Raw genomic sequence first — 24,024 nt, forward strand, 5'->3', positions numbered from 1 at the left:
GCTCAGTCTTTTGGTGGTAATACAGATTCGAGGCGAGCGGCGATCCGCTGTGGGACCTCACGCTGCACCGCCTGCACTGCCTGTTCAATCGCCACGCTAAACGCGCGCTGATTGGCTGCACCATGACTCTTAATCACCGTGCCGCGCAATCCTAACAGACAGGCGCCATTATACTGGTCGGGGTTGAGGTGACTGAATCGCCGCGAGAGGTTTTTTTGTAACCAATGCTTCAAAATTTTCAGCCACCACGGCCGCTTTTTACCTTCTCCCTGCGATTTCAGCAGAGAAAGAAACATTCTGACAACGCCTTCCATGGTTTTTAGTGTGACGTTGCCCGTAAAACCATCACAAACCAGCACATCCGTTTTGCCCGTCAATAATTCGTTGGCTTCGAGATAACCAATATAGTTGATGGAAGACACCTTTTTTAGCATCGCCGACGCATCACGGATGCTGTCGTGGCCTTTGGTTTCTTCTTCTCCAATGTTGAGCAGTGCGACGCGCGGAGACGTAATGCCGAGGACTTCTTCAGCCATCACTGCGCCCATTACCGCAAACTGTACCAGCATCGTGCTGTCACAATCGACGTTGGCGCCCAAATCAAGCACCACCGTTTTGCCCTTCTGCTGATGCGGCAGAACCGTCATCAGCGCGGGACGCTCAATTCCTTCAATCGGCTTGAGCAATAATTTGGCGAGCCCCATTAGCGCCCCGGTATTTCCGGCGCTCACGCAGGCCTGCGCGCGTCCTTCTTTAACAAGCTCCAGCGCAATGCGCATGGAACTGCCCCGGCTGTTGCGAATAGCATGTGCCGGACGTGCATCACTGGCAATAACTGACTGGGCAGGGATAATCTGCAGACGTGAACGTTGTTCGAAGTCAGCTTTGGCGAGTAATGGCGTAATGGCGTCGGTGTCACCGACAAGAAGAAGCGAGAGTTGTGGGTTAGCGTGCAGTGCCTGCAATGCTGCAGGCACCGTCACGGAAGGGCCAAAATCGCCCCCCATGACATCCAACGCTAAGGTCAGACGTGTCAAGGTATCGTCGCCGCTCGGTTTGGTAAATCCCCGCAGAAGCGGGGAAATCCTCACTAAGCTTCATCACGCTTTCGCGTGATTACTTAGCGATAACCTTGCGACCGCGGTAGAAACCGTCGGCAGTGATGTGGTGACGCAGGTGTTTCTCACCAGAAGTCTTATCTACAGACAGGCTGGTAACTGCAGTCAGCGCGTCATGGGAACGACGCATGCCACGTTTGGAACGGGTTGGTTTATTCTGTTGTACGGCCATGGACCTTACTCCTCAATTACTTACGCTTTAAGCTGGCTAATACGGCAAATGGATTTGGCTTTTGCGCATCTTCAGGCAATTCACCAAATACCATGTCCGCGTCGGACACTTCACAGTGTTCAGAATCATGCACCGGAACTACAGGTAAGGAGAGAATGATTTCATCCTCAACCAAAGCCCGCAGGTCGATTTCACCGAATTCGTTAACCTCAATCGGCTCATACGCTTCCGGGAGTGCTTCAGCCTGTTCAACATTTTTGATCGGACTGAAACAATACGTTGTGTGAACGGCATGTGGGAACGGTTTCCCGCAGCGCTGGCATTCGAGAGTCACCGCAACCTTTGCATCACCTTTAATAACGGCGAGACGCTGGTTGTCGATGGCGAATGTCATATCGCATTCCACATCACTGTCCACACTGACCACAGACTCGGCAAGACGCTCCACCTGGTCCGGGGTGTAGACACCCTGGTAATCGAGGCGTTTTTGAGCGGTACGAACCGGATCAAGAGTCAGGGGTAATTTTACCTTTTGCATAGGGCGCGCATATTAACTTTGTAACGTCATAGAGTCAAAGAAAAAGGCACCCTCAAGCGCCTTTTGCCAATTATTCGCACACATTGCGGCCTGTAGTTTAAAATGTCGCAATCCGAATCACCAGAGTCTATTTAAAAAATTATGCTGCAACTTATTCTTGCCTCTACTTCACCCTATCGCCGCGAGCTGCTTCAAAAGCTCGATGTGCCTTTTGAATGCGCCGCGCCTGAGGTCGATGAACTCCCCTTACCCGGAGAATCACCGCGCCAGTTGGTGCTTCGTCTGGCTCAGGCCAAAGTACAGGCCCTGGCGACTCGCTTCCCTGACCATCTGATTATCGGCTCCGATCAGGTTTGCGTGCTCGGCGGAAAAATCACCGGCAAACCGCACACCGAAGAAAATGCGCGTCTGCAACTGCGTGAAGCGAGTGGCCACGTCGTCACCTTCTATACCGGTCTTGCGGTCTATAACAGCGCTAAGGGCCATTTGCAGACCGAATGCGAGCCTTTCGATGTGCACTTCCGCCACCTGACCGACGCGGAGATCAACCGATACGTCCAAAAAGAGCAGCCGCTGAACTGTGCTGGCAGTTTTAAAAGTGAAGGACTGGGCATCACGCTGTTCGAGCGTCTCGAGGGACGCGACCCAAATACGCTGATTGGCCTGCCGCTCATCGCGCTGTGCAAAATGCTCAGGCACGAGCAATTCAACCCGCTGCTGCGCTAAAACGCAAAACGCCCCTTTCAGGGCGTTTTTTATTCTTTCTTTTCTTTAATTATTTCTGGCTGCGCAGCACTTGCAGGCAACGCTTGAGCTGGTTGTCCAACGGCGCTTCAATGCGCAACGTCTCGCCGGTACCCGGATGCGTGAACTTCAGCGCCGCGGCGTGCAGGAACAGACGATTCAAGCCCGTACCCGCCAACTGCTTGTCGAACTCACGATCGCCATAACGGTCGTCAAACGCAATCGGATGGCCCGCATGCAGCGTGTGCACACGAATCTGGTGCGTACGGCCGGTTATCGGGCTACAGCGCACCAGTGTCGCATGGGTAAAACGCTCTTCGACTTTAAAGCGCGTCTCCGACGGTTTGCCTTCGCTGTTCACGCGAACAATACGCTCGCCGCTCTGCAAAATATTTTTCAGCAATGGCGCCTGCACCACTTTCATGTGCGACTGCCACTGGCCGCGAACCAGGGCCAGATAATCTTTCTGCATCCCTTTTTCGCGTAGCTGTTCATGCAGGGAGCGCAGTGCGGAACGCTTCTTCGCCACCAGCAGCACGCCGGAGGTATCACGGTCGAGACGATGGACCAGTTCGAGGAATCGGGCTTCCGGACGTAGCGCGCGCAGACCCTCGATAACCCCAAAGCTCAAACCGCTACCACCGTGAACCGCCGTACCCGACGGCTTGTTCAGCACCAGAATATGGTCGTCTTCATAAAGGATAACGTCAGCCAGAGCCGCCACTTTATTCAGGTGCGGCGATACAGCCTCTTCTTCACGCTCAGCGACGCGCACCGGCGGGATGCGAATTTCATCGCCCGCTTCCAGTTTGTATTCCGGCTTCACGCGCTTTTTATTCACGCGCACTTCGCCTTTACGCAGGATGCGGTAAATCATGCTTTTCGGCACGCCTTTCAGCTGGGTGCGCAAAAAGTTATCAATTCGTTGCCCTGCCTCATCATCGGCAATGGCTACCATTTTTACGGTCGGTGTCTCAGTTTTCATGGGGGGCGATTCTAAAGATGCAGTGGCATTCGCGCCACTCCTTTTTCTGTGCTTATATTAACTTCGCAACGGAGCTCATTTTTAATCTCACTTTGCGGATTGGTGGTTATTACAACAATCGGTTCGGTAAAGTGAAAAAACTGTGAGTAACCGGGTGATAAATGGTAAAAGTCATCTTGCTATAACAAGGTTAGCAGGGAATAATGATGCAGTTTTCCGTGTCGAATCTTGTTCAAGCAAGCATGTTAGCGGAATGACCAATTTTGTCTGAACGATCTTTTATGCAGCAATGGCGTAAGACGTATTTATCTTTCAGACAGTTAGCGGGCTGCGGGTTGCAGTCCTTACCGGTTGATACTCTCTATTTCAAGCCGCAGAAAGGCGGCAAACCTGGGATCTCCAGGCGCTACTCCAGTAGATGACTGGGGTAAGCAGGTGAAGCCAACCATCTGCGACTTGAAAGACAATGAGTATAGAAGGAACCGTACCTGGAGAATGATTCCCAGGCTGTTCCCCTGAATAATTGCGCTGCGGTTCCGTTTGAAACGCAGGCTACCGACACTCTGCGCCTCTTAAGCGAGCGACAACCGTGAGGTTGGCGACGTGAACAGACACGAGGCCATCGGTTTACCCCCGGCAAGGAAAACTCTGCCCGTAGCTTAGTCGTCAATGCAAGAATAATGAGTAAGTTACGATGAAAAGAATGTTAATCAACGCAACTCAGCAAGAAGAGTTACGTGTCGCCCTCGTTGATGGGCAGCGTCTGTACGATCTGGATATTGAAAGCCCAGGACACGAACAGAAAAAAGCGAACATCTACAAAGGCAAAATTACCCGTATAGAACCAAGCCTTGAAGCCGCATTCGTAGATTACGGTGCTGAGCGTCATGGTTTCCTTCCTCTTAAAGAAATCGCCCGCGAATATTTCCCTGCAAATTACAATGCGCATGGCCGCCCGAACATCAAAGATGTTCTGCGCGAAGGCCAGGAAGTCATTGTTCAGATCGATAAAGAAGAGCGCGGCAACAAAGGTGCCGCCCTCACAACCTTTATCAGCCTGGCAGGCAGCTATCTGGTACTGATGCCAAACAACCCGCGTGCCGGTGGTATCTCTCGCCGCATCGAAGGTGACGATCGTACTGAGCTGAAAGAAGCGCTTTCCAGCCTGCAACTGCCTGACGGCATGGGACTGATTGTGCGTACCGCAGGCGTTGGCAAATCTGCCGAAGCGCTGCAGTGGGATCTGAGTTTCCGCCTGAAGCACTGGGAAGCGATTCAGAAAGCCTCTGAAAGCCGCCCTGCCCCGTTCCTGATCCACCAGGAAAGCAACGTCATCGTTCGTGCATTCCGTGATTACCTGCGTCAGGACATCGGCGAAATCCTTATCGATAACCCGAAAGTGCTTGAGCTGGCTCGCCAGCATATCTCTGCGCTGGGCCGTCCGGATTTCAGCAGCAAAATTAAGCTCTACACCGGTGAAATCCCGCTGTTCAGCCACTACCAAATCGAATCGCAGATTGAATCTGCATTCCAGCGCGAAGTGCGCCTGCCGTCGGGCGGCTCTATCGTTATCGATAGCACCGAAGCCTTGACCGCCATCGATATCAACTCCGCGCGTGCAACCCGCGGCGGCGACATCGAAGAAACCGCCTTCAACACCAACCTTGAAGCGGCCGACGAAATTGCCCGCCAGCTGCGTCTTCGTGACCTCGGCGGCCTGATCGTTATCGACTTCATCGACATGACCCCGGTTCGCCACCAGCGTGCGGTTGAAAACCGTCTGCGTGAAGCGGTGCGTCAGGATCGTGCGCGTATCCAGATTAGCCATATCTCTCGCTTCGGCCTGCTGGAAATGTCCCGTCAGCGACTGAGCCCGTCACTGGGTGAATCCAGCCATCACGTGTGTCCACGCTGTAGCGGTACCGGCACCATCCGTGATAACGAATCGCTGGCGCTGTCTATTCTTCGTCTGATCGAAGAAGAAGCACTGAAAGAAAACACTCAGGAAGTTCACGCGATTGTTCCCGTTCAGGTGGCTTCTTACCTGCTGAACGAAAAGCGTGCGGCTATCAGCAACATCGAAACCCGTCAGGGTGGCGTGCGCTGCATCGTCGTTCCGAACGACCAGATGGAAACCCCACACTACTCCGTACTGCGTGTCCGTAAAGGCGAAGAGACTCAAATCCTGAGCTACCTGCTGCCGAAGCTGCACGAAGAAGAAATGGCGATGCCGTCTGAAGACGAGCCAGCTGAACGTAAGCGTCCTGAGCAGCCTGCTCTGGCGACCTTCGTGATGCCTGATGCACCGCCAGCACCACTTGAAGAAGCCGCTCCAGCCGCAGCGCAGGCAAAGAAAGCCGCTCCAGAGGCAGCCACCGCTGCAGCACCGGGTCTGGTTTCCCGCATAATCTCTGCGCTGAAATCCATGTTCAGCAGTGAAGCCCCAGTTGTGGCTGAGCCTGAGCCGGTTAAGAAAGAAGAGAAACCTGAGCGCCAGCAAGATCGTCGCCGTTCTCGTCAGTCTAACCGTCGTGACCGCAATGACCGTGGTGACCGCAACGATCGCCGTGACAACCGCGATAATCGTGGCGAACGCGGTGAGCGTAACGAACGTGGTGAGCGCGATAACCGTGGTGAAAACGCAGAAGGCCGCGAAGATAACCGCCGTAACCGTCGTGAGAAGCCTCAGCAGAACGCGGAAACCCGTGAAGCTCGTCAGCCGAACGTGGCAGAAGACGCGGATAAAGCGAAATCTCGAGATGAACAGCAGCAGCCACGCCGTGAGCGCAACCGTCGTCGTAACGATGACAAACGCCAGGCAGCACCGCAGGAAGTCAAAGTTCAGGTTCACGAAGAACAACCCGCTCAGGAAATCGAGCAGGAAGAACGCGTACAGTCCATGCCGCGTCGTAAGCCGCGCAACCTGTCACAGAAAGTGCGCATCGAAACAGCGGCCGAAACTGCAGAACGTACCGCAGTGACCGAACCAGCTGAAGCAACTGCACCCGCTAAGCGTACCGAACTGGCTAAAGTTGATTTGCCCGCCGTCATCGATGCTCCGGCAGAAGATGAAAACGCGGAAAATCGTGATAATACAGGCATGCCGCGTCGCTCCCGTCGTTCACCACGCCACCTGCGCGTGAGTGGTCAGCGTCGTCGCCGCTACCGTGACGAGCGTTACCCAACTCAGTCACCGATGCCGCTGGCGATTGCCTGTGCATCTCCGGAAATGGCGTCTGGTAAAGTGTGGGTAAGCTACCCGATAACGCGTCCACAAGAGCAGCAGATTGAAGAAGCCCGCGAGCAGAACGTTGTTCCTTCCGTCATTGAAGTCGCACCGGTAGAAACCGTGGAGCAAGCACCAGTGGCAGAACAGGTTACAGCGCCAGTGGTTGAACAGGTTGCCGCTGAGCCGGTTGTGGTTGCAGAACCGCAGCCCGCTCAGGCTGAACCGGAAGTTCCAGTGGTTGAGACCACACATCCAGAAATCATTGCCGCGCCAGTGAGCGAAGAACCTCAGGTTATCGCACCAGCCGATGCCGTTGTTGCTGAAGTGACTGCTCAAGAAGCAACTCCGGCCGTGGTTGAGGAAGTGGAACAGGTTATCGTGACTGAACAACCTGCCGTGGTGGAAACCGTGCCAGTTGTTCCAGTGGTTGAGCCTGTCGTTAAACCGGTTGTGGCTGCGAAGCCGACGGTTGAACGCGTCACCGCTACCGCGCCAATGACACGCGCTCCAGCGCCAGACTACGTGCCAGAAGCACCGCGTCAGAGCGACTGGGTTCGTCCAGAGTTCGGTTTCGAGGGTAAAGGTTCTGCCGGTGGCCACAGCGCTACACACACGGCAACTGCCGGTCCGACTCGTCCACAATCAGTGGACTAAGCTGCAAAGCATGAAAAAACCGCCTCCGGGCGGTTTTTTTTATTCTGTCGCGGGCAGCTGCATGCCTGAAATTTTCGGCATCACTTCCCGCATCAAATCGAGAAACTTACGCAACCTCGCCGGATAATAACGCGCCCAGGGATAAACCAAATGCACCGGCAACGCCGCCGCTCGCCATTCAGGCAGTAGCTCAACCAGCCTGCCCTGCGCAATATCCTCTTCCACCGCCCAGCTGGAAATCAGCGCAGTACCCAGCCCCGACAGCGCGGTATTGCGGGCCACGTAAACGCTGTCAGTGCTCAGGCGCGGCACAATAGGAATAGTGAGACTCTCCCGGCTGGCCTGATGCCGCAGCGTCACTTCATGTTGATAGAACGTACTGATCGCCACCCACGGCAGCGCCGATAGCGCCATCGGGTCTGATACGTTATGCAGCGTCTCTAGCAGCACCGGCGAAATCACCAGACTTCGCGGGACTTCCGCCAGCAACACCGACACCGTCGCCGGGTCAACTTCCGCCCCCACGCGGATCGCGCAGTCGATATTTTCACTGATGAAATCGATATTTTTGTCGTTAAGCATCCACTCCACCGAAAGCTGAGGATAGTGCTGCAAAAAATCCACCAGCGGCGTTAATAGTTGCTGCTGCCCGAATGCATGCGGCGCTCTGACGCGCAGCACGCCCACCGGGTTGTCGTCCACGATCTGTAAATCGTCTTCCAGCGCCAGCCAATTGTCCACCAGCTGTCGCGCATGTTGATAGCAGCGCTCACCGTCGTCGGTGAGTTTCATTGCATGGGTCGAGCGCATGATGAGCTTTACGCCCAGCAATGCTTCGAGCGACTGCAAACGGCGGCTGACCGTGGCCTGCGTGGTGCCAAGCTGAACTGCCGCTGCCGACAGCGACCCGGCTTCGATAATGCGAATAAAGGTCCGCATCAGTTCCAGCCGGTCTATACGCTCCGTTCTTTTCATTTGTTTTTGCTCATACACCCAACGTATAGCTGTTTTACCACTGCGCCCGCTACCGCGCCAGTGTGATTCACATCACAATGCGCCCACACCCTGTTGAGGACGTTATGATGAACACCACTCCCGCTGTTTTACTGACTTTTGCACCGTGGATAATCCTGATTTTGGCTATTGGCGCAGGCTTCAGCGTCGCCGCCATTTATTACGCCCAGCCGCTGCTACCGCTGATTGGCCACGACATGCATTTGAGCATCGAGCAAATGGGCCTCGTCCCCACGCTAACCCAGACGGGTTACGCGCTGGGCATTCTGTTCCTGCTGCCGCTGGGCGATCGCCACGACCGACGTCGGCTGATCCTCTCCAAAAGCGCTTCGCTCGCGGTGTTATTGCTGCTGTGTAGCGTGACCAGCCAGCTGCATGCCCTGCTCGCCGTCAGTTTGCTGATTGGGATGACGGCGACGATGGCGCAGGATATCGTTCCTGCCGCGGCTATCCTCGCCCCCGCCGGGAAACAGGGTAAAACCGTGGGCACGGTAATGACGGGTTTGCTACTCGGCATTCTGCTGTCGCGTACCGTCAGCGGCGTCGTAGGGGAAGCCTATGGCTGGCGGATGATGTATCAGGCCGCAGCGGTCAGCGTTGCGTTGATTGGTCTGGTGATGTGGCGCGTACTCCCGAAATTCAGCGCACATTCTGAACTCAGTTATCCGGCGCTGATGGGGTCGCTGGTGCATTTATGGCGACGTTTCCCTGAACTGCGCCGCGCCGCGCTGGCACAGGGTTTTCTGTCGGTTGCCTTCAGCGCGTTCTGGTCGACACTCGCGGTAATGCTCGCCGAACACTATCAACTCGGCAGCGCCGTCGCCGGAGGATACGGTATTGCCGGTGCCGCCGGAGCGCTTGCCGCCCCGCTGGCCGGTGGGCTGGCCGATAAACTTGGCGCAGCTAAAGTGACTCAGTTAGGTGCGTTGCTGGTCACGGTGTCGTTCGCACTGATGTTTTTCCTGCCGCTGTTGCCGCTTCACGCCCAACTGGCGCTGATTGCCGTGTCGGCGATTGGCTTTGATTTAGGCTTACAGTCGAGCCTGGTCGCGCATCAGAATCTGGTCTACAGCCTCGAACCGCAGGCGCGTGGTCGCCTGAATGCGCTGCTGTTCACGGTGGTATTTATCGGGATGGCGTTAGGTTCGGCTGTCGGCAGCAAACTGTACGCCGTGGCGGGCTGGCCTGCGGTAGTCGCTCTGGCGGTGATCAGCGGCGTTATTGCGTTGGCGATTCGTCTGACCTGTGCGGCGAACGCCACCGCTTGCCCACAACGTTAAAAAAAAGCCCGCACCGGGGTGAGTGGTGCGGGCACAGAGAACATGGCCAGTTTCAAGACATGTTCTAAACCGTTAAATCTTATTTATTCAACTGGAACAGAGACATGCCTTGCATATCGGTGAACGCTTTATACGATGCCGTCAGGGCCGCCTGCTGCATAGTGTAGTTAGAAATCGTTGAGTTCCAGTCCACGTTAACCAGGTCGCTCATCTGCTGAGTCTGGCTCAACGTGCGGTCATCGCCCAGCGCGTCCAGTTTGTCCAGTTCGTTGAGCTGAGTACCGACTTCCGCCCGTACACTCAGCACGTTGTTCAGTGAGTTACGCAGGCCGCGGTTGGCGACGTCGATAGTGGCCTGCGCCGTCGCTTGCGCCGCATCGTCATCCGCTACAGGCGTTTTCAACGCAGCAATCGCGTCATCCAGAATTTTGAACAGGTCCGAAGGCGTACTGCCATCGGGGTTTTTCACCGCATTCGACGTCACCGAATCAAAAATCTTGTCGCCGGTGTGGCCGATAACCATAGTCCGGGAAGAGTCGACCTGCTGTTCAACGTTGGTGGTACCGCCCGTATACGTGCCGGTGGTGGCATCGAACGGCGCGGTATCCGTCTTATAACCGGCAAACATGTAACGTCCGTTACCATCCTGGCTGTTGGCCAGGTTCATCAGCTGGTCGCGGATACCCTGTAAATCGGTCGCCAGCGAGGCGCGGTCATCGTCACTCAGCGTGCCGTTCCCGGCATAGACGATTTTTTCCTGCGCCGCTTGAATCGACGACGTCACCGACGACAGCGTGTTTTCTTCCTGTGAAATACGCTGGGTGGCGAAGCTACGGGCTGACGCAAACTGGCTGGTCTGGGACTGCGCCTGAGATAGCACAACCGCCTGGGACGCGGCAATCGGGTCATCTGACGGACGGTTAACGCGCAGGCCGGTGGACATCTGTTCGCCATATTTCAGCCATGAAGACTGGGAGTTGGTAATACCGCCCATCGTCTGCTGATACATCATTAAGGTACTAATACGCATCGGTCAGGGCTCCTTAGCGAATATTGATCAGCGCATCGAAAAGCGTGCTGGCGGTCTGCATTACCTGGGCATTGGCCAGATAGTACTGTTGATACAGTTGCAGGTTGCCGTACTCTTCATCGAGGTTTACGCCGGAAATAGATTGCTGCTGCTTGGTCAGTTGGGTCACAACATTGCCCTGGGTGGTGCTGCTGGTTTCCAGCGTCGAGGTTTTGTTCCCTACGTCACTGACCAGAGAGGCGTAAGCGTCGTTGACGGTTTTATTGCCGCCCACCAGTTTGCTGTTTTGCAGATCCAGCAGCGCCTGACCGTTACGGTTATCACTCTCGCCTGTCTGACTGTCATCGATACCCATCGCAATCTGGCTGGCGTCGGTCAGCGCCACGCTCATGTTCACAATCGCGTTGGCTAGCGGTTTCACGGTAAAGCTGTCATTCGCTTTGATCGTGCCACCGCTTATCTTTATGCTCAGCCCATCAAATTGCAGACTGCCATCACTTCCGGTCGTTGGGATCACATTGGTATTATCCGAGAGGCGCGTTACCTGCCACTTTGTGCCGTCGTAGCTCACCTTATAGTCGCTGGCCTGCACCTGTGTGCTGTCGGTCATAGTGACGCTAAGACTGGCATCCCCGGCATTGTTAGTGTTACTCAGTACCGACGGCCCGCCGATATTGAAGAATTTTCCGCCATCATGGGTGTTGCCCTGGGCATCAGTATAGATGCCTTTCGCATTCTGCTGGTTAAACGCATCAGCAAACGCCAGCGCCATCTGGTTCAGGCTGTTACGGGTCTGGTCCAGATCCTGAGAACGGAACGTCAGCAAACCGCCGAGTGAACCACTGGTCAGCAATTTTTCCGGGATTTCGACATTACCCGCCACGTTATCCACGTAAGCGACGGTGGTCCGCGAAGGATCGGCGCTGCTTGGCACTGCGGCCAGCTGACGGGCGTTGCTGCCCTGAACCAGGTTGTAACCGTTGGCCATGGTGATGTTGTACGTGCCGCCGTCCTGCACGTTCACTTCCACGCCCACCAGCTGGTTCAGTTGGCTAACCAGCTGATCGCGCTGATCGAGCAGGTCATTCGGGGATGCCCCCGCGCCGACGCCGGTCAGTTTGGAAATTTTATCGTTCAGCGTCGCAATCTGCTGCGAGTAGTTATTGATCTGCGAAACGGTTGATGCAATCGCGCCGTTGACCTGTTTATCCTGGTCACGCAGATACTGATCGGTAGTCTTAAACTGATTGACCAGCCCTTGGGCTTTGCCTAACACCGCCTGACGCGCCGCCGGATCTTCGGCGTTGCTCACCAGGGTTTGCAGACTGGTGAAGAAATCCTGCAACGTGGCGGAAATCGAGTTAGTGGTATCGGACATCAAATCGTCGATTTTCGACATCTGCTGGTAGCGCGTGGTCAGGCCGCTGCTCTGATTTTGCGCCGCATTCAGCTGATTGGTGATAAAAGCGTTGTACTCGCGCTGTACGCCGGAGACCGTGACTCCATTACCCACCCAACCGCCCGCGCCCAGCGTGCTGTTCGCCGCAGAGAGGACCGTCGTCTGGCGGGTATAGCCGGACACGTTATAACTGGCAATGTTATTACTGACGGTGTTCAGTGCCGCCTGAGCCGCACCGAGCCCACTCATTGCGCTATTCATTAAACTGGACATGGAGGTTCCTTTATTCTTTTAGACACGAGTCCTGACCTGAATTATCGGCACCGATCGGCTGAACTTGAGGCGTTTCAGAACAGATTTTCGATATCGTTGCCGTAAGCCTTGCCCACCTTCTCACTCATCGATTTCAGCTGTTGGATCATACCGGTCAGCTTGCGGGCATAGTTCGGGTCGGTGGCATAACCGGCCTTCTGTAGTGCCTGTGCGCCCTGCTCTGGCGTCGCAGCTGAGGTCACGGCGGCATAGCGCGGGTTACGCGTTAACAGGCCAACGTAGTCGGACAACGCTTCAAGATACGAGGTATAGACGCGGAAACGGGCTTTCACCTTTTTCATTTCCCCATTCTCATATTCCGTGGTGGTGATTTCGGTGACTTTACCCTTCCAGTCAGACGACGCCTTCACGCCGAACAGGTTAAAGCTCGGCTCACCGTTTTCACGGCGGATCTGCCGTTGGCCCCAGCCTGATTCGAGCGCCGCCTGGGCGAGGATCAGGTGGTGCGGAATACCGCTCTGCTCACTGGCAAGCTTCGCCGGAAGGGAAAGCTGAGCCAGGAAGTCGTGACTGTCGCCGGGCACATCGGGGGCATCAGAGGCACTTGGCGTTGTCGGCAAGGCCTTACGTACCATCTGCGTCAGCGCCGAATTCTGATAGCTGGTGACGGTTTCGAGGTCAAACTTGAGCGGCACCTGGGCTGGCAACTCTTTTGGCCCGCCCTGATTCGCGGTCATCTGTTTGACCATCTCATCTGCCAGCCCTAACCCTTTGCCCGCCGTCATCTGCTGGGCAATTTGCTGATCGTACATACTGGTGTAAAGACGCGACTGGTCGCTGCTGAATAAGCCGTCTTTGGGCAGCGCGTCACGCATACTTTTCAGCATCATCTGTACGAACATGCCTTCGACCTGCCGGGCCACCGGCTTTACGTTCGCCTGCGGGTCTTTCCCGGCACTGATTTTAAGCTCGTTCAGCGATTGCGCGTCCCAGGCCGCGCTGCTCATCAGTTTGCTGTCGCCAAGCATTAGATAATTTCCACTTTGGCACGCAGGCAGCCTGCGGTTTGCATCGACTGGAGAATCGACATCAGCTCCAGCGGCGAAGCCCCCAGCGTGTTCAGCGCGCGAACGACGTTGTTCAGGTTGGCGCTGGAACGAATGCTCTGCATCGCCCCCCCGCTCTGACGCAGGTCGATTTGCGTCTGCGGCGTCACCACCGTTGAACCACCGGCAAAAGGCGTATCCGGCTGGCTGACTTGCGCTGAACGGTTCACTGTTACCGACAGATTGCCCTGCGCCACGGCACAGTTGTCGAGGGTCACTTCGCGATTCATAACCACCGAACCGGTACGGGAGTTGATGATAACTTTCGCATCCTGCGGCGTGACGTTCACGTCGAGGTTTTGAATATCTGCCAGCATCCGCACCTGATTGCTGCCTCCGCTTGAAGCCTGAATTTGAACGGTACGCGCATCCAGCGCCGTCGCATTACCATAGCCGCCTCGACGGTTAATGGTGTCAGCAATCTGCTGCGCCATGCCGAAATCATCTTCATTCAGTTGCAGGTTAATGGTATTGCCCGCGCCGAACTGGCTCGGCAATTCACGCTCAATGGTTGCGCCGTTGGTGATACGCCCGCCGTTAAGTTGGTTGACCTGCACGCTGCTGCCGCCCGCCGAGGCCCCCGCCCCGCCGACCAGAATGTTACCCTGCGCTAAGGCATAAACCTGACTGTCGACACCTTTTAACGGCGTCATCAGCAGCGTGCCACCGCGCAGACTTTTGGCGTTACCCATCGACGATACAACGACGTCAATGTTCTGCCCCTGACGACCAAAGGCCGGAAGCTGCGCGGTGACCATCACCGCCGCCACGTTTTTCAGCTGCATGTTGGTGCCTGCCGGGACGGTTATCCCGAGCTGCGACAACATGTTGTTCAGGGTTTGGGTGGTGAATGGCGTCTGAGTAGTCTGGTCACCCGTCCCGTCCAGACCGACGACCAGACCGTAGCCGATCAATGAGTTCTGCCGCACGCCCTGTACGCTGGTGAGGTCGCGAATGCGATCGGCCTGGGCGAAACCCGCCAGCAGGACCAGAGCAATGCCAACCAGAGTTTTAAACATAATTCACCTCGTTACATCGGCGATAAGTTAAGGAAGAAGCGCTGCAGCCAGCCCATGTTCTGCGCTTCATTGATGTAGCCGTTACCGACGTACTCAATGCGGGCGTCAGCCACCTGGGTCGACGGTACGGTGTTGCTACCGCTGATGGTGCGTGGATTCACGACGCCAGAGAAACGAATGAATTCGGTACCCTGGTTAATGGCGATTTGTTTCTCGCCCACCACGTGCAGGTTACCGTTGGCCAGCACCTGATCGACGGTGACCGTCAGCGTTCCGCTGAAGGTGTTGCTGGCGTTGGCACCGCCTTTACCGTTAAAGGAGTTGCCGCCAGAGGCGTCCACATCGGCGCGCGCATTGCCAAACAGGCCCTGCAGATAACGCGGCACAGTGTCGAAGCCGAAATTGGTTTTGCCATCGCGGCTGGCATTTGCCGACGAGCTCTTGGATGCGCTGACGTTTTCTTGCAGCTGGATGGTCAGCGTGTCGCCAATATTGCGCGGGCGTCGGTCTTCGAACAGCGGCTGATAGCCGTAGTTAATCGGCTGCGCGCTCTGGAAAATCGAGCCATTGACCACCGGTACCGGGCCAGGAACAGGCTGTGCGGTTGTCGCCCCTTCCACCAGCGGTTTGGAGGGAATCAATGCGCATCCGGACTGTGTCAGGGCCAGGACCACGAAAAGCGGATAACGAAACGCTGAGGATTTTTGCATTGCTTTTTATCTTCTGAATCAAAAATCCGGTGCAGGAAATCTGCACCGGTCACGTCTTACAGCTGGGTGAGTTTCTGCAGCATCTGGTCGGTGGTCGACACCGCCTTGCTGTTGATCTCATACGCGCGCTGCACCTGAATCATGTTGACCAGCTCTTCCGCCACGTTGACGTTCGAGGTTTCGACATAACCCTGGTACAGCAGGCCCGCACCGTTCAGGCCCGGAGTGCTGTCGTTCGGCGCGCCAGAAGCCTGGGTTTCGGTGTAGAGGTTTTCACCCATGCTTTCCAGACCTGCATCGTTCATGAAGGTGGTCAGGTTCAGCTGGCCAACCTGCACCGGGTTGGTTTGCCCTTGCTGCGTCACGCTCACCACGCCATCACGCCCGATAGTGATGCTCAGAGTGTTAGCCGGGATGGTTATCGCGGGCTGTACCGGGAATCCGCCAGCGGTCACCAGTTGGCCGTTCTGATCAACCTGGAACGAACCGTCACGGGTGTAAGCCGACGTGCCGTCCGGCAGCAGCACCTGGAAGAAGCCTTCACCTTTGATGGCGACGTCTTTGCTGTTGTCGGTCTGCGACAGGTTGCCCTGAGTGTGAATACGCTCGGTCGCTACCGGACGAACACCGGTCCCGATTTGCAGGCCAGAAGGCAGCGTGGTCTGCTCGGACGATTGCGCCCCCGGCTGACGAACGGTCTGGTAAAGCAGGTCTTCAAAGACCGCACGCTGACGCTTGAAACCGTTGGTGCTGACGTTCGCCAGGTTGTTGGCGATAACGTCCATGTTGGTTTGCTGGGCATCGAGGCCGGTTTTAGCAATCCATAATGAACTGATCATAGGTATCCTGTTGTTAGCTCATTGAAAGCAATTGGTTAGCCTTAGACGCGTTATCATCCACGCTGCTAATGACCTTCATCTGCATCTCAAAACGTCGGGAGCTGGCAATCATGTCAGCCATCGCCGCCACCGGTTTGACGTTACTGCCTTCCAGCACGCCGGATTGCAGAGTGATTGTCGGATCAGATTGCAGGACTGGCCCGCGGGTGGCCTGGGCGGCCGCCGTTAAGCGGAACATGCCATCGTCACCACGAATCACTTCGGTATTGGCGGCCTTCACCAGCTTCAATTTGCCGACAGGTGAAATGGTGTTCGCCGGGTCGCCTGGGTTTAGCGCCGAAATGGTGCCGTCCGTTGCGATGGTGACCTGCGAACCTTCCGGCACCATCACCGGACCGCCGCCGTCGCCAATCACCGGATTGCCCTGAATAGTCAATTGACCGCCAGGCGTCACCTGAATGTTACCGTTGCGGGTGTAGCCTTCCGTACCGTCCGCGCCCTGCACCGCCAGCCAGCCATCCTGCTGCAAGGCCACATCCAGCGGACGGGCGGTGTAGTCAAGTTGACCTGGCGTCATGTCGGCCCCCGGCGTGGAGCCGGTCACCAGGGTTCGGGTCTGGAAGGTTTCGCCATTGACCGGCACGGCGCGCAGTGCGGTCAGCTGTGCGCGAAAGCCCGGCGTGGAGGTGTTTGCGAGGTTGCTCGCGGTAACACCCTGCATTTCCATCGTCTGGCTGGCCGCGCCCATCGCGGTATATATTGCGTGATCCATGAAGCCGTCCCGTCAGGCGCTTAGCGCAGGTTAACCAGGGTATTGAGGATCTGATCCTGGGTTTTGATGGTCTGCGCGTTCGACTGATAGTTACGCTGCGCCACAATCATGTTCACCAGTTCTTTGCTCAGATCGACGTTGGATGCTTCCAGCGCGCCGTTAGTCAGGGTGCCGAAGTTACCGGTGCCTGCGGTGCCGAGTAGCGCCACGCCGGAAGACTGCGTCGCTGACCAGACGTTATCGCCTTCAGATTGCAGACCTTCGTTGTTGGCGAAGTTCGCCAGCGTTATTTGGCCCAGCAGCTGGTTTTGCTCGTTGGAATAGTTCCCGACCACGGTACCGTCGTCGTTAATCTGATAGCTCACCAGGTTGCCCGGCTTGTAGCCGTTCTGATTGGTGGCAACGATGTCGTTCGACCCGGTGTTCTGCTGCATGGAGTTCTGGAAACTCAGCTGGAAGGTGCTGTCAGCGGAGCCGTTCAGGGTCGGTATCGGAACCTTAATTTCTGGCGCTGTCCCAGCCGATTGTAAGGAACCTGCGTTGTAGGCCTGAACACTGGTCAAGGTTCCGCTGTCACTAAAATTCAACTGCGCCGCCTGTACCGCCCCCCCAGCCGCACCCGCCACGCTCGAATCCTGGGTGTAAACATCCCAGTTATTGGCGCTGTTTTTGACGTAATAGATGTTCATGTCGTGGGAGTTACCCAGACTGTCGAACACCGTCACGGTGCCTTTTTTGTTGTAGGTATCCGCGTCGGTGGCATCGAACGGCAATTTGGCCGGGACCGCATCGGTGGAGTTCAGGTTGATTTGCATTGCCGCCGTGGAGGTCGCCTTCGCCGCCATCAGCGTATTGGGAATGCTTAAGCCAACCGGGTTCGCCCCCTGCTGGATGGTCGGCGGCGTACCGGTCGCCGGATAGCCGGTCAACTGCAGGCCTTGCATGTTCACCAGGTTACGGTTTTCATCCAGCTTAAACTGGCCGTTACGGCTGTAGTACACGGAGCCGTTGGCGTCGGTCATACGGAAGAAGCCGTTCTGGCTAATCGCCACGTCGAGTGCACGTCCGGTACTGGTGGTGGTACCGTCGTTAAAGTCCTGGGTGATACCCGCCACTTTGACGCCCAGGCCGACTTTAGAACCGGCAAACATATCGGCGAACGAGGCGGTACCGGCTTTAAAGCCGTAGGTCGCGGAGTTGGCGATGTTGTTGCCAATCACGTCGAGATTGGTGGACGCAGCGTTCAGGCCGCTGACCGCTTGAGAAAAAGCCATGTCTTAACTCCTGATTAGGTTGAAGGCTTAAATAATCTGACGAACTTCGTCGAGCGTGGTGGTGCCATACGTTCCGAGATCCAGCAGATTACCGCTGCTTCCCTTCGTCACCCCTTGCACCAGCGCGAACTTAAGTGGCTGAGCCACCAGTTGCGTGCCGTTAGTGCTGGCGGCAATCGAGACGCTGTATGCGCCATCCGGTACGGTAGAGCCATCGGCGGCGGTACCGTCCCAGGTAAAGGTGTGAACGCCCGCGGTCAGGCTGCCGAGATCCATCGTGCGAACCACTTTGCCGCTGCTGTCGGTAACAGTTGCAGTGGCTTTGTCGGCGGCCTGAGTCAGCTCAACGCCAAACGGCGTGGTGCTGGCATTGCCGTCGGTATCCGAGCCTGCCAGAACAACCGAACCCGGGATCATCACCCCGTGACCAATCAGTGAGCTGGCCTGTAACGACTGGCTGTTATCAATTTGTCCGGAGATAGAGCCGAGCGTGGTGTTGAGCTTCTCAATTCCGCTGACGGTGCTTATCTGCGCCAGCTGAGACGTCAACTGACTGTTGTCCATTGGATTGGTCGGGTCCTGGTTTTTCAGCTGAGCCACCAGCAACGTCAGGAAGCTGCTTTGCAGGTCAGACGCGTTGCTGGTGGTTAAACTGCCGCTGGTCGCGGTGGTGCTGGCGGTACTGGTTGGGTCATTCACATTCACGGCAATAGACATCGTTATCTCCGTTACTGACCGAGGGTCAGCGTTTTGAGCATCATGCTCTTGACGGTGTTGAGTACTTCAACGTTGGCCTGGTAGCTGCGGGAAGCGGACATGGTGTTGACCATTTCCTCGACCACATCGACGTTCGGCATCTTCACGTAGCCTTTGGCGTCCGCCAGCGGGTTACCCGGCTGGTATACCAGCTTGAAAGGATCCTGACTTTCCACCACATTGGCCACTTTTACGCCGCCGGTCGCTGCCCCTGTAGGCGCATCAACCTGGAACACCACCTGTTTGGCGCGGTACGGCTGACCGTCCGGGCCGGTGACGCTATCGGCATTGGCGAGGTTACTGGCGGCGACGTTCAGGCGTTTGGACTGCGCCGTCAGCGCCGAACCGGCAACGTCAAAAATATTCAGTAGAGCCATGAATTAGTTCCCCTGTAGCACGGTCATCATGCTGCGGATTTGCCCACCCAACACGGTCAAGCCGGTCTGGTATTGCAGGCTGTTATCGGCGAATTGCGTGCGCTCCCGGTCCATATCGACGGTGTTGCCGTCCATTGATGGCTGGTCAGGTACCCGATACATCAGGTCTACAGAAGGGGCGGACATCGCCTGGGCTGGAATATGGCGTTCGGAGGTCAGCGTGAGTGACACGCTGCTGGTTTCCGCGCGCCCGCTTTCCATCACTTTTTTCAGTTCTGACGCAAAATCGACATCGCGCGCCTGATACCCCGGGGTATCGGCGTTAGCAATGTTTGAGGCCAGGATTTCCTGACGCTGGGCGCGCAGGTTCAACGCTTCCTGTTGAAAACGTAGCGCGGCGTCGAGTTTATCGAGCATGTCTCCTCCGCTGATGGCAATAGTTCATTCAGCATTCAGATTAATCTCAATTTTTGGCCGCCATCGTCGGAATAAAAGCAAAATGCATCGCTATTTGTTGCGTTGATGTTCTTCGTTGACAGGTAAAATTCGGCTATTCCCTGACAGACCGGAGTAAGCAATGCGAAACCTGAAGAGCACCCTCGCGCTGACGTTTGCACTCCTGAGCCCGGCGGCCATGGCACAGGATCTCACCCGGCAGCTGACGGATTTTTTCAGCCACCGCCTTGCCGGCTTCAGTGATTCGGTGGTGGTTAACGTGCGCAGCCCTGACACGCAGCTGCCGCAATGTGAGCAGCCTGCGTTTTCCGTGATGGGCAACGCCCGTCTGTGGGGAAATCAGACCGTTGTGGCGCAGTGTGCAACAGAAAAAAAATACATTCAGGTGATGGTTGAAGCGACGGGGAATTACGTGGTGGCTGCGCAGTCTGTGCCACGCGGTGCGGCCCTGCAACCCGGCAGCGTCACGCTGAAACGTGGGCGACTCGACCAGTTGCCGCCGCGCACCATGCTTGATATAAACCAGGCCCAGGACGCAGTGACAATGCGCGACCTGGCGCCCGGACAGGCGATTCAGCTGTCGATGTTACGCCAGTCATGGCGCGTAAAAGCCGGACAAAAAGTCCAGGTCATTGCCAGTGGCGATGGCTTTAGCGTCAATGGCGAAGGCCAGGCGTTAAACAATGCCGCCGTCGCCCAAAACGCTCGCGTGAGAATGCCGTCAGGCCAGGTGGTAAGCGGTCAGGTGGATTCGGATGGGAATATTCTGATTAATCTATAATGCATATAAAGATTCTGCAGAACCTGCCGATAAATAATCAACAAGTGATGATGGCAGGCAGTAACGCCACGAAACCTCGATGAGGACAGGACAATGAGCATTGATCGTACATCGCCCCTGAAGCCCGTTAACGCCGTCCAGCCGCGTGAGCCGAATGAAGCCCAGGCGCAGAAAGCCCGTCTGGACACATCGTCAACAGCGAACAGCACTAACGTGACGCTGAGCGAAGCGCAATCGAGCCTGATGCAACCGCGCAACAGCGACATCAATATGGAACGCGTCGACGCTATGAAAACCGCTATCCGTAACGGTGAACTGAAAATGGATACCGGCAAAATTGCCGATTCGCTGATTTCGGATACCCAGAGCTGGCTGCAGCAGAGTAAATAACAGAATGAGTCGTCTGTCAGAAATACTGGATCATATGACAGTCATCCTGAACTCGCTGAAAGAGGTGATGGATGCCGAACAGCAACAGCTCTCTGCGGGCAGCGTAAACAGTAGCGCCCTGCAGCGTATTACCGAAGAGAAAAGTTCGTTGCTGGCAACATTGGATTATCTGGAAAAACAGCGCCGCCTGGAGCAGGAAGCGCAGCGCTGTGCCAATGATGACGTCGCAGAACGCTGGCAGACTATCACCGAAAAAACCCAGCATTTGCGCGACCTCAATCAGCACAACGGCTGGCTGCTGGAAGGCCAGATTGAGCGTAACCAGCAGGCGTTGCAGGTGCTCAAACCGCATCAGGAACCGACGCTGTACGGCAAAGATGGTCAAACCTCGTCTACCCCACGCGGTGGTAAGAAGTTCTCCGTTTAATCTTCCCGTCTTAAACAGCAGGTGGCATTGCCGTGAACCCCGGCCAATGCCCTGCGGTTTGTTGTCACTATTCCCTCTATTTTCCCTCTCACGCCAGGCGGTTACGCCGTACGGCGCGCAAACTCTTTCACTCTGAAACCCAGCACCAGCAGCGTGGCGAAGTACGCCGCGATACCCGCCACGACCACAACCATCAGACGCATAATACGGAACGGCATCGTGCCCTGGGACCACTCTGGCATGATATACATCATGCCCAGCAGCGCGGCGGCCATTACCACAACGGCGACAATCAGGCGGCTCAGGAAACGGCCCCAGCCCGGTTCAGGGGTGAAGATTTTTTGCTTACGCAGCTGCCAGTACAGCAGGCTGGCATTCAGGCACGCCGCCAGACCAATCGACAGCGAAAGACCGGCGTGTTTCAGCGGGCCGATAAACGCCAGGTTCATCAGCTGCGTCATGATGAGCGTAACAATCGCAATCTTGACCGGCGTTTTGATGTTCTGACGGGAATAGAAGCCCGGGGCCAGTACTTTCAGCACAATCAGACCCACCAGGCCCACAGAATACGCCACCAGCGCGCGCTGGGTCATCGAGGCATCAAAGGCGGTGAATTTTCCGTACTGGAACAGCGCCACGGTGAGCGGTTTAGCCAGAATGCCCAGCGCTACCGCGCTCGGGACCGCCAGCAGGAAACACAGGCGCAGACCCCAGTCCATCAGGCGGTTGTATTCCTGGTGGTTGCCGCTGGCAAAACTTTTGGAGAGCGACGGCAGCAGGATCGTGCCGAGCGCCACGCCCAGCACACCGGACGGGAACTCCATCAGACGGTCAGCGTAGTACATCCACGATACCGACCCCGAGGCCAGGAAAGAGGCAAAAATGGTGTTGATGATCAGTGAAATCTGGCTGACGGAAACCCCAAGGATCGCCGGGCCCATTTGCTTCACGACGCGAATAGAACCGGCATCTTTCAGGTTAATGCGCGGCAGCACCAGCATGCCGATTTTTTTCAGGTGCGGAAGCTGATAGAACAACTGCAGCACCCCGCCAACGGTGACCGCCCACGCCAGCGCCAGCACCGGTGGATTGAAATACGGTGCGGCAAACAGCGCAAAACCGATCATGCTGACGTTCAGGAACGTCGGCGCAAAGGCCGGAACCGAGAAGCGGTTCCAGGTATTCAGAATCGCCCCCACCAGCGACGCCAGTGAGATAAGCAGAATATACGGGAAGGTAATGCGCAGCAGCTGGCTGGTTAAGGCAAACTTATCCGGCGTATTGGCAAATCCGGGGGCGGTCAGGGTTATCACCCATGGTGCAGCGAGCATCCCGACAACGGTCACGACTGCCAGCGCGAGGGTTAATAAACCGGAGACATATGAAACGAAAACGCGGGTTGCATCTTCGCCCTGCTTACTTTTGTATTCCGCCAGAATCGGCACAAACGCCTGTGAAAACGCGCCTTCCGCGAAGATACGGCGCAGCAGGTTTGGCAGTTTGAACGCCACAAAAAAGGCATCCGTCGCGACTCCCGCCCCAAAAACCCTTGCCACAATGGCATCGCGCGCAAAGCCCAGTACGCGAGAAAACATGGTCATTGAGCTGACGGCCGCCAGCGATTTTAATAGGTTCATTAACGTGTTATTCCACAACCCTGGATCAAAAACGCCTGTAAGCGAAACAGGCGTTGGAAAGTGGCGATAGTCTACCTGGATTAGCGGTAATTACTACTGGCAGTTGTTACAGCCTCTTACTCGCTCATCGCCTCCTGCCACAGCTTTTCGACAACACGCTGGGCGGCAATCGCCTGCTCGCCAGCAGTTTGCGGAACCGTCTGATTTTGCACGCATTCGATAAAGTGACGCGCGCAGCCCGCAAAACCACGCTGTTCGAGGGTGGTTTGCCAGCCGGATGCAGGACGGACAATCACGCCCGCGCCGCGCTCTTCCCGCCAGTCGCGCATATCGGTAATGTCGATAAGCCCGCCGTCGGTCACCGCCTGGACCCACTCACGCTGGCTGCCCGCCCGGCGATGCATACTGGTGGTAATTTGCATCTGCGGCAGGCTGAAATGGTGCTCGGCGTACAGCATTTCGCCCTGTTCGGTGGTTTGCAGCAAACCACCGCTCAGCTGAGGATTTCCGCCCGCCAGCCATAACGCGGTATCCACCACATGCAGATAATCATCCAGCAGAGTGAATCGCAGATCGTTTGGCCCGACGCTGTTGGTCCGATGTTTATCCATCCGCAGCGATGCACCATCGGTCAGATTAGCTTTTAGCTCCTGGTACAGCGGCGAAAAACGACGGTTAAAACCGACCATCAGCGTTAACTTTTTCTTCTCGGCCAGTTCAATCAGGCGTATCGCATCGCTAAGTTTTTCCGCCAGCGGTTTATCGACGCAGACGTGAACCCCGGCGTTCAGCAGTTCGCTGACTACCGCATAATGCGTGGCGGTTGAGCTATGCACAAACACCGCATCGCACTGAGACGCCAGATGCGCCAGCGAATCCGCCAGCGGAATGCGGTACGTTTCACACACGCGCTGCGCTTTTTCACGCCCCGGCGACCAGGCTGCCTGCAGCGTCCAGTTTGTTGCGGCGCTTACCACCGGCAGCCACGCTTTCTGCGCAATGCCCCCGAGGCCCACCACGCCAATTCGAAGTTTCGCGGTCACG

At 56.2% G+C, this 24,024-nt stretch carries 23 protein-coding genes and 1 pseudogene; 6 read left to right on the forward strand and 18 right to left on the reverse strand.

The features are described from left to right. Positions 1-2 precede the first annotated feature (2 nt). The 3 genes from plsX to yceD form a co-directional block, all read right to left on the reverse strand. The gene (gene plsX / locus MUU47_RS18350) at positions 3-1,037 is read right to left on the reverse strand and encodes a phosphate acyltransferase PlsX (protein ID WP_235033688.1); all 1,035 of its coding nucleotides are present in this window, start codon (positions 1,035-1,037) and stop codon (positions 3-5) included. 79 nt (positions 1,038-1,116) lie between these two features. Then, positions 1,117-1,290, reverse strand: a complete 174-nt coding sequence (gene rpmF, locus MUU47_RS18355; protein WP_000290724.1) for a 50S ribosomal protein L32 — start codon at positions 1,288-1,290, stop codon at positions 1,117-1,119. Positions 1,291-1,306: 16 nt separating this feature from the next. After that, positions 1,307-1,828, reverse strand: coding sequence for a 23S rRNA accumulation protein YceD (gene yceD / locus MUU47_RS18360; protein WP_159775183.1), 522 nt, complete (start codon positions 1,826-1,828; stop codon positions 1,307-1,309). 141 nt (positions 1,829-1,969) lie between these two features. Here yceD and MUU47_RS18365 point away from each other — a divergent pair, with 141 nt between their 5' ends. Continuing rightward, positions 1,970-2,554, forward strand: coding sequence for a Maf family protein (locus MUU47_RS18365; protein ID WP_258989597.1), 585 nt, complete (start codon positions 1,970-1,972; stop codon positions 2,552-2,554). A 49-nt stretch (positions 2,555-2,603) separates the two neighbouring features. On the opposite strand, the gene rluC is transcribed toward MUU47_RS18365, so the two are convergent. Next, positions 2,604-3,557 carry a 23S rRNA pseudouridine(955/2504/2580) synthase RluC gene (gene rluC / locus MUU47_RS18370; protein ID WP_258989598.1) on the reverse strand — a complete coding sequence of 318 codons (954 nt, stop codon included), beginning with the start codon at positions 3,555-3,557 and terminating at the stop codon, positions 2,604-2,606. 694 nt (positions 3,558-4,251) lie between these two features. Between rluC and rne the strand changes: the two genes are divergently transcribed. Then, positions 4,252-7,440: a ribonuclease E gene (gene rne, locus MUU47_RS18375; protein ID WP_258989599.1), complete on the forward strand. Its 3,189-nt coding sequence runs from the start codon at positions 4,252-4,254 to the stop codon at positions 7,438-7,440. Positions 7,441-7,479: 39 nt separating this feature from the next. On the opposite strand, the pseudogene MUU47_RS18380 reads toward rne, so the two are convergent. Further along, positions 7,480-8,429: pseudogene (locus MUU47_RS18380) on the reverse strand (LysR family transcriptional regulator). 93 nt (positions 8,430-8,522) lie between these two features. On the opposite strand from MUU47_RS18380, the gene MUU47_RS18385 reads away from it, so the two are divergent. Beyond that, complete coding sequence (locus MUU47_RS18385) at positions 8,523-9,734, forward strand: MFS transporter (RefSeq protein ID WP_258990558.1); 1,212 nt, start codon at positions 8,523-8,525, stop codon at positions 9,732-9,734. Between the two features lie 79 nt (positions 9,735-9,813). Here the strand turns inward: MUU47_RS18385 and flgL are convergent, their stop codons facing one another. The 11 genes from flgL to flgB all read right to left on the reverse strand — a co-directional run bounded on the left by flgL (position 9,814) and on the right by flgB (position 19,706). Further along, positions 9,814-10,764 (reverse strand): flagellar hook-associated protein FlgL, encoded by a 951-nt coding sequence (flgL, locus tag MUU47_RS18390; RefSeq protein ID WP_258989600.1) that lies wholly within the window; start codon positions 10,762-10,764, stop codon positions 9,814-9,816. Between the two features lie 13 nt (positions 10,765-10,777). Further along, a complete protein-coding gene (gene flgK / locus MUU47_RS18395; RefSeq protein WP_258989601.1) occupies positions 10,778-12,436 on the reverse strand; it encodes a flagellar hook-associated protein FlgK in 1,659 nt (552 codons plus the stop codon). A gap of 74 nt (positions 12,437-12,510) precedes the next feature. Next, entirely contained in the window at positions 12,511-13,464 is a 954-nt protein-coding gene (flgJ, locus tag MUU47_RS18400) for a flagellar assembly peptidoglycan hydrolase FlgJ (RefSeq protein WP_258989602.1), read from the reverse strand. Then, positions 13,464-14,561: a flagellar basal body P-ring protein FlgI gene (locus tag MUU47_RS18405; RefSeq protein WP_258989603.1), complete on the reverse strand. Its 1,098-nt coding sequence runs from the start codon at positions 14,559-14,561 to the stop codon at positions 13,464-13,466. The genes flgJ and MUU47_RS18405 overlap by 1 nt, the downstream gene beginning before the upstream one ends. Before the next feature lie 11 nt (positions 14,562-14,572). Then, on the reverse strand, positions 14,573-15,271 hold the full coding sequence (gene flgH / locus MUU47_RS18410; RefSeq protein WP_258989604.1) for a flagellar basal body L-ring protein FlgH: 699 nt from the start codon (positions 15,269-15,271) through the stop codon (positions 14,573-14,575). 56 nt (positions 15,272-15,327) lie between these two features. Continuing rightward, positions 15,328-16,110 carry a flagellar basal-body rod protein FlgG gene (flgG, locus tag MUU47_RS18415; protein WP_110509787.1) on the reverse strand — a complete coding sequence of 261 codons (783 nt, stop codon included), beginning with the start codon at positions 16,108-16,110 and terminating at the stop codon, positions 15,328-15,330. 13 nt (positions 16,111-16,123) lie between these two features. Further along, positions 16,124-16,882 carry a flagellar basal body rod protein FlgF gene (locus MUU47_RS18420; protein ID WP_258989605.1) on the reverse strand — a complete coding sequence of 253 codons (759 nt, stop codon included), beginning with the start codon at positions 16,880-16,882 and terminating at the stop codon, positions 16,124-16,126. Between the two features lie 20 nt (positions 16,883-16,902). After that, the gene (gene flgE / locus MUU47_RS18425; RefSeq protein WP_258989606.1) at positions 16,903-18,156 is read right to left on the reverse strand and encodes a flagellar hook protein FlgE; all 1,254 of its coding nucleotides are present in this window, start codon (positions 18,154-18,156) and stop codon (positions 16,903-16,905) included. A gap of 27 nt (positions 18,157-18,183) precedes the next feature. Continuing rightward, a complete protein-coding gene (gene flgD, locus MUU47_RS18430; protein WP_258989607.1) occupies positions 18,184-18,873 on the reverse strand; it encodes a flagellar hook assembly protein FlgD in 690 nt (229 codons plus the stop codon). Between the two features lie 11 nt (positions 18,874-18,884). Continuing rightward, positions 18,885-19,289: a flagellar basal body rod protein FlgC gene (flgC, locus tag MUU47_RS18435; protein ID WP_258989608.1), complete on the reverse strand. Its 405-nt coding sequence runs from the start codon at positions 19,287-19,289 to the stop codon at positions 18,885-18,887. A 3-nt stretch (positions 19,290-19,292) separates the two neighbouring features. Further along, positions 19,293-19,706 carry a flagellar basal body rod protein FlgB gene (gene flgB / locus MUU47_RS18440; RefSeq protein ID WP_159775157.1) on the reverse strand — a complete coding sequence of 138 codons (414 nt, stop codon included), beginning with the start codon at positions 19,704-19,706 and terminating at the stop codon, positions 19,293-19,295. A gap of 160 nt (positions 19,707-19,866) precedes the next feature. Between flgB and flgA the strand changes: the two genes are divergently transcribed. The 3 genes from flgA to flgN all read left to right on the forward strand — a co-directional run bounded on the left by flgA (position 19,867) and on the right by flgN (position 21,343). Further along, positions 19,867-20,526: a flagellar basal body P-ring formation chaperone FlgA gene (gene flgA / locus MUU47_RS18445; RefSeq protein ID WP_258989609.1), complete on the forward strand. Its 660-nt coding sequence runs from the start codon at positions 19,867-19,869 to the stop codon at positions 20,524-20,526. Between the two features lie 93 nt (positions 20,527-20,619). After that, positions 20,620-20,916: a flagellar biosynthesis anti-sigma factor FlgM gene (gene flgM, locus MUU47_RS18450; RefSeq protein WP_258989610.1), complete on the forward strand. Its 297-nt coding sequence runs from the start codon at positions 20,620-20,622 to the stop codon at positions 20,914-20,916. A 4-nt stretch (positions 20,917-20,920) separates the two neighbouring features. After that, entirely contained in the window at positions 20,921-21,343 is a 423-nt protein-coding gene (gene flgN, locus MUU47_RS18455) for a flagella biosynthesis chaperone FlgN (protein WP_159775151.1), read from the forward strand. 101 nt (positions 21,344-21,444) lie between these two features. On the opposite strand, the gene murJ is transcribed toward flgN, so the two are convergent. Further along, positions 21,445-22,980 (reverse strand): murein biosynthesis integral membrane protein MurJ, encoded by a 1,536-nt coding sequence (murJ, locus tag MUU47_RS18460; protein WP_258989611.1) that lies wholly within the window; start codon positions 22,978-22,980, stop codon positions 21,445-21,447. A gap of 116 nt (positions 22,981-23,096) precedes the next feature. Next, a complete protein-coding gene (locus MUU47_RS18465; protein WP_258989612.1) occupies positions 23,097-24,023 on the reverse strand; it encodes a Gfo/Idh/MocA family protein in 927 nt (308 codons plus the stop codon). Position 24,024: the final 1 nt, after the last annotated feature.

It is taken from the genome of Scandinavium hiltneri (assembly GCF_024764835.1).
GTDB classification, from domain to species: domain Bacteria; phylum Pseudomonadota; class Gammaproteobacteria; order Enterobacterales; family Enterobacteriaceae; genus Scandinavium; species Scandinavium hiltneri.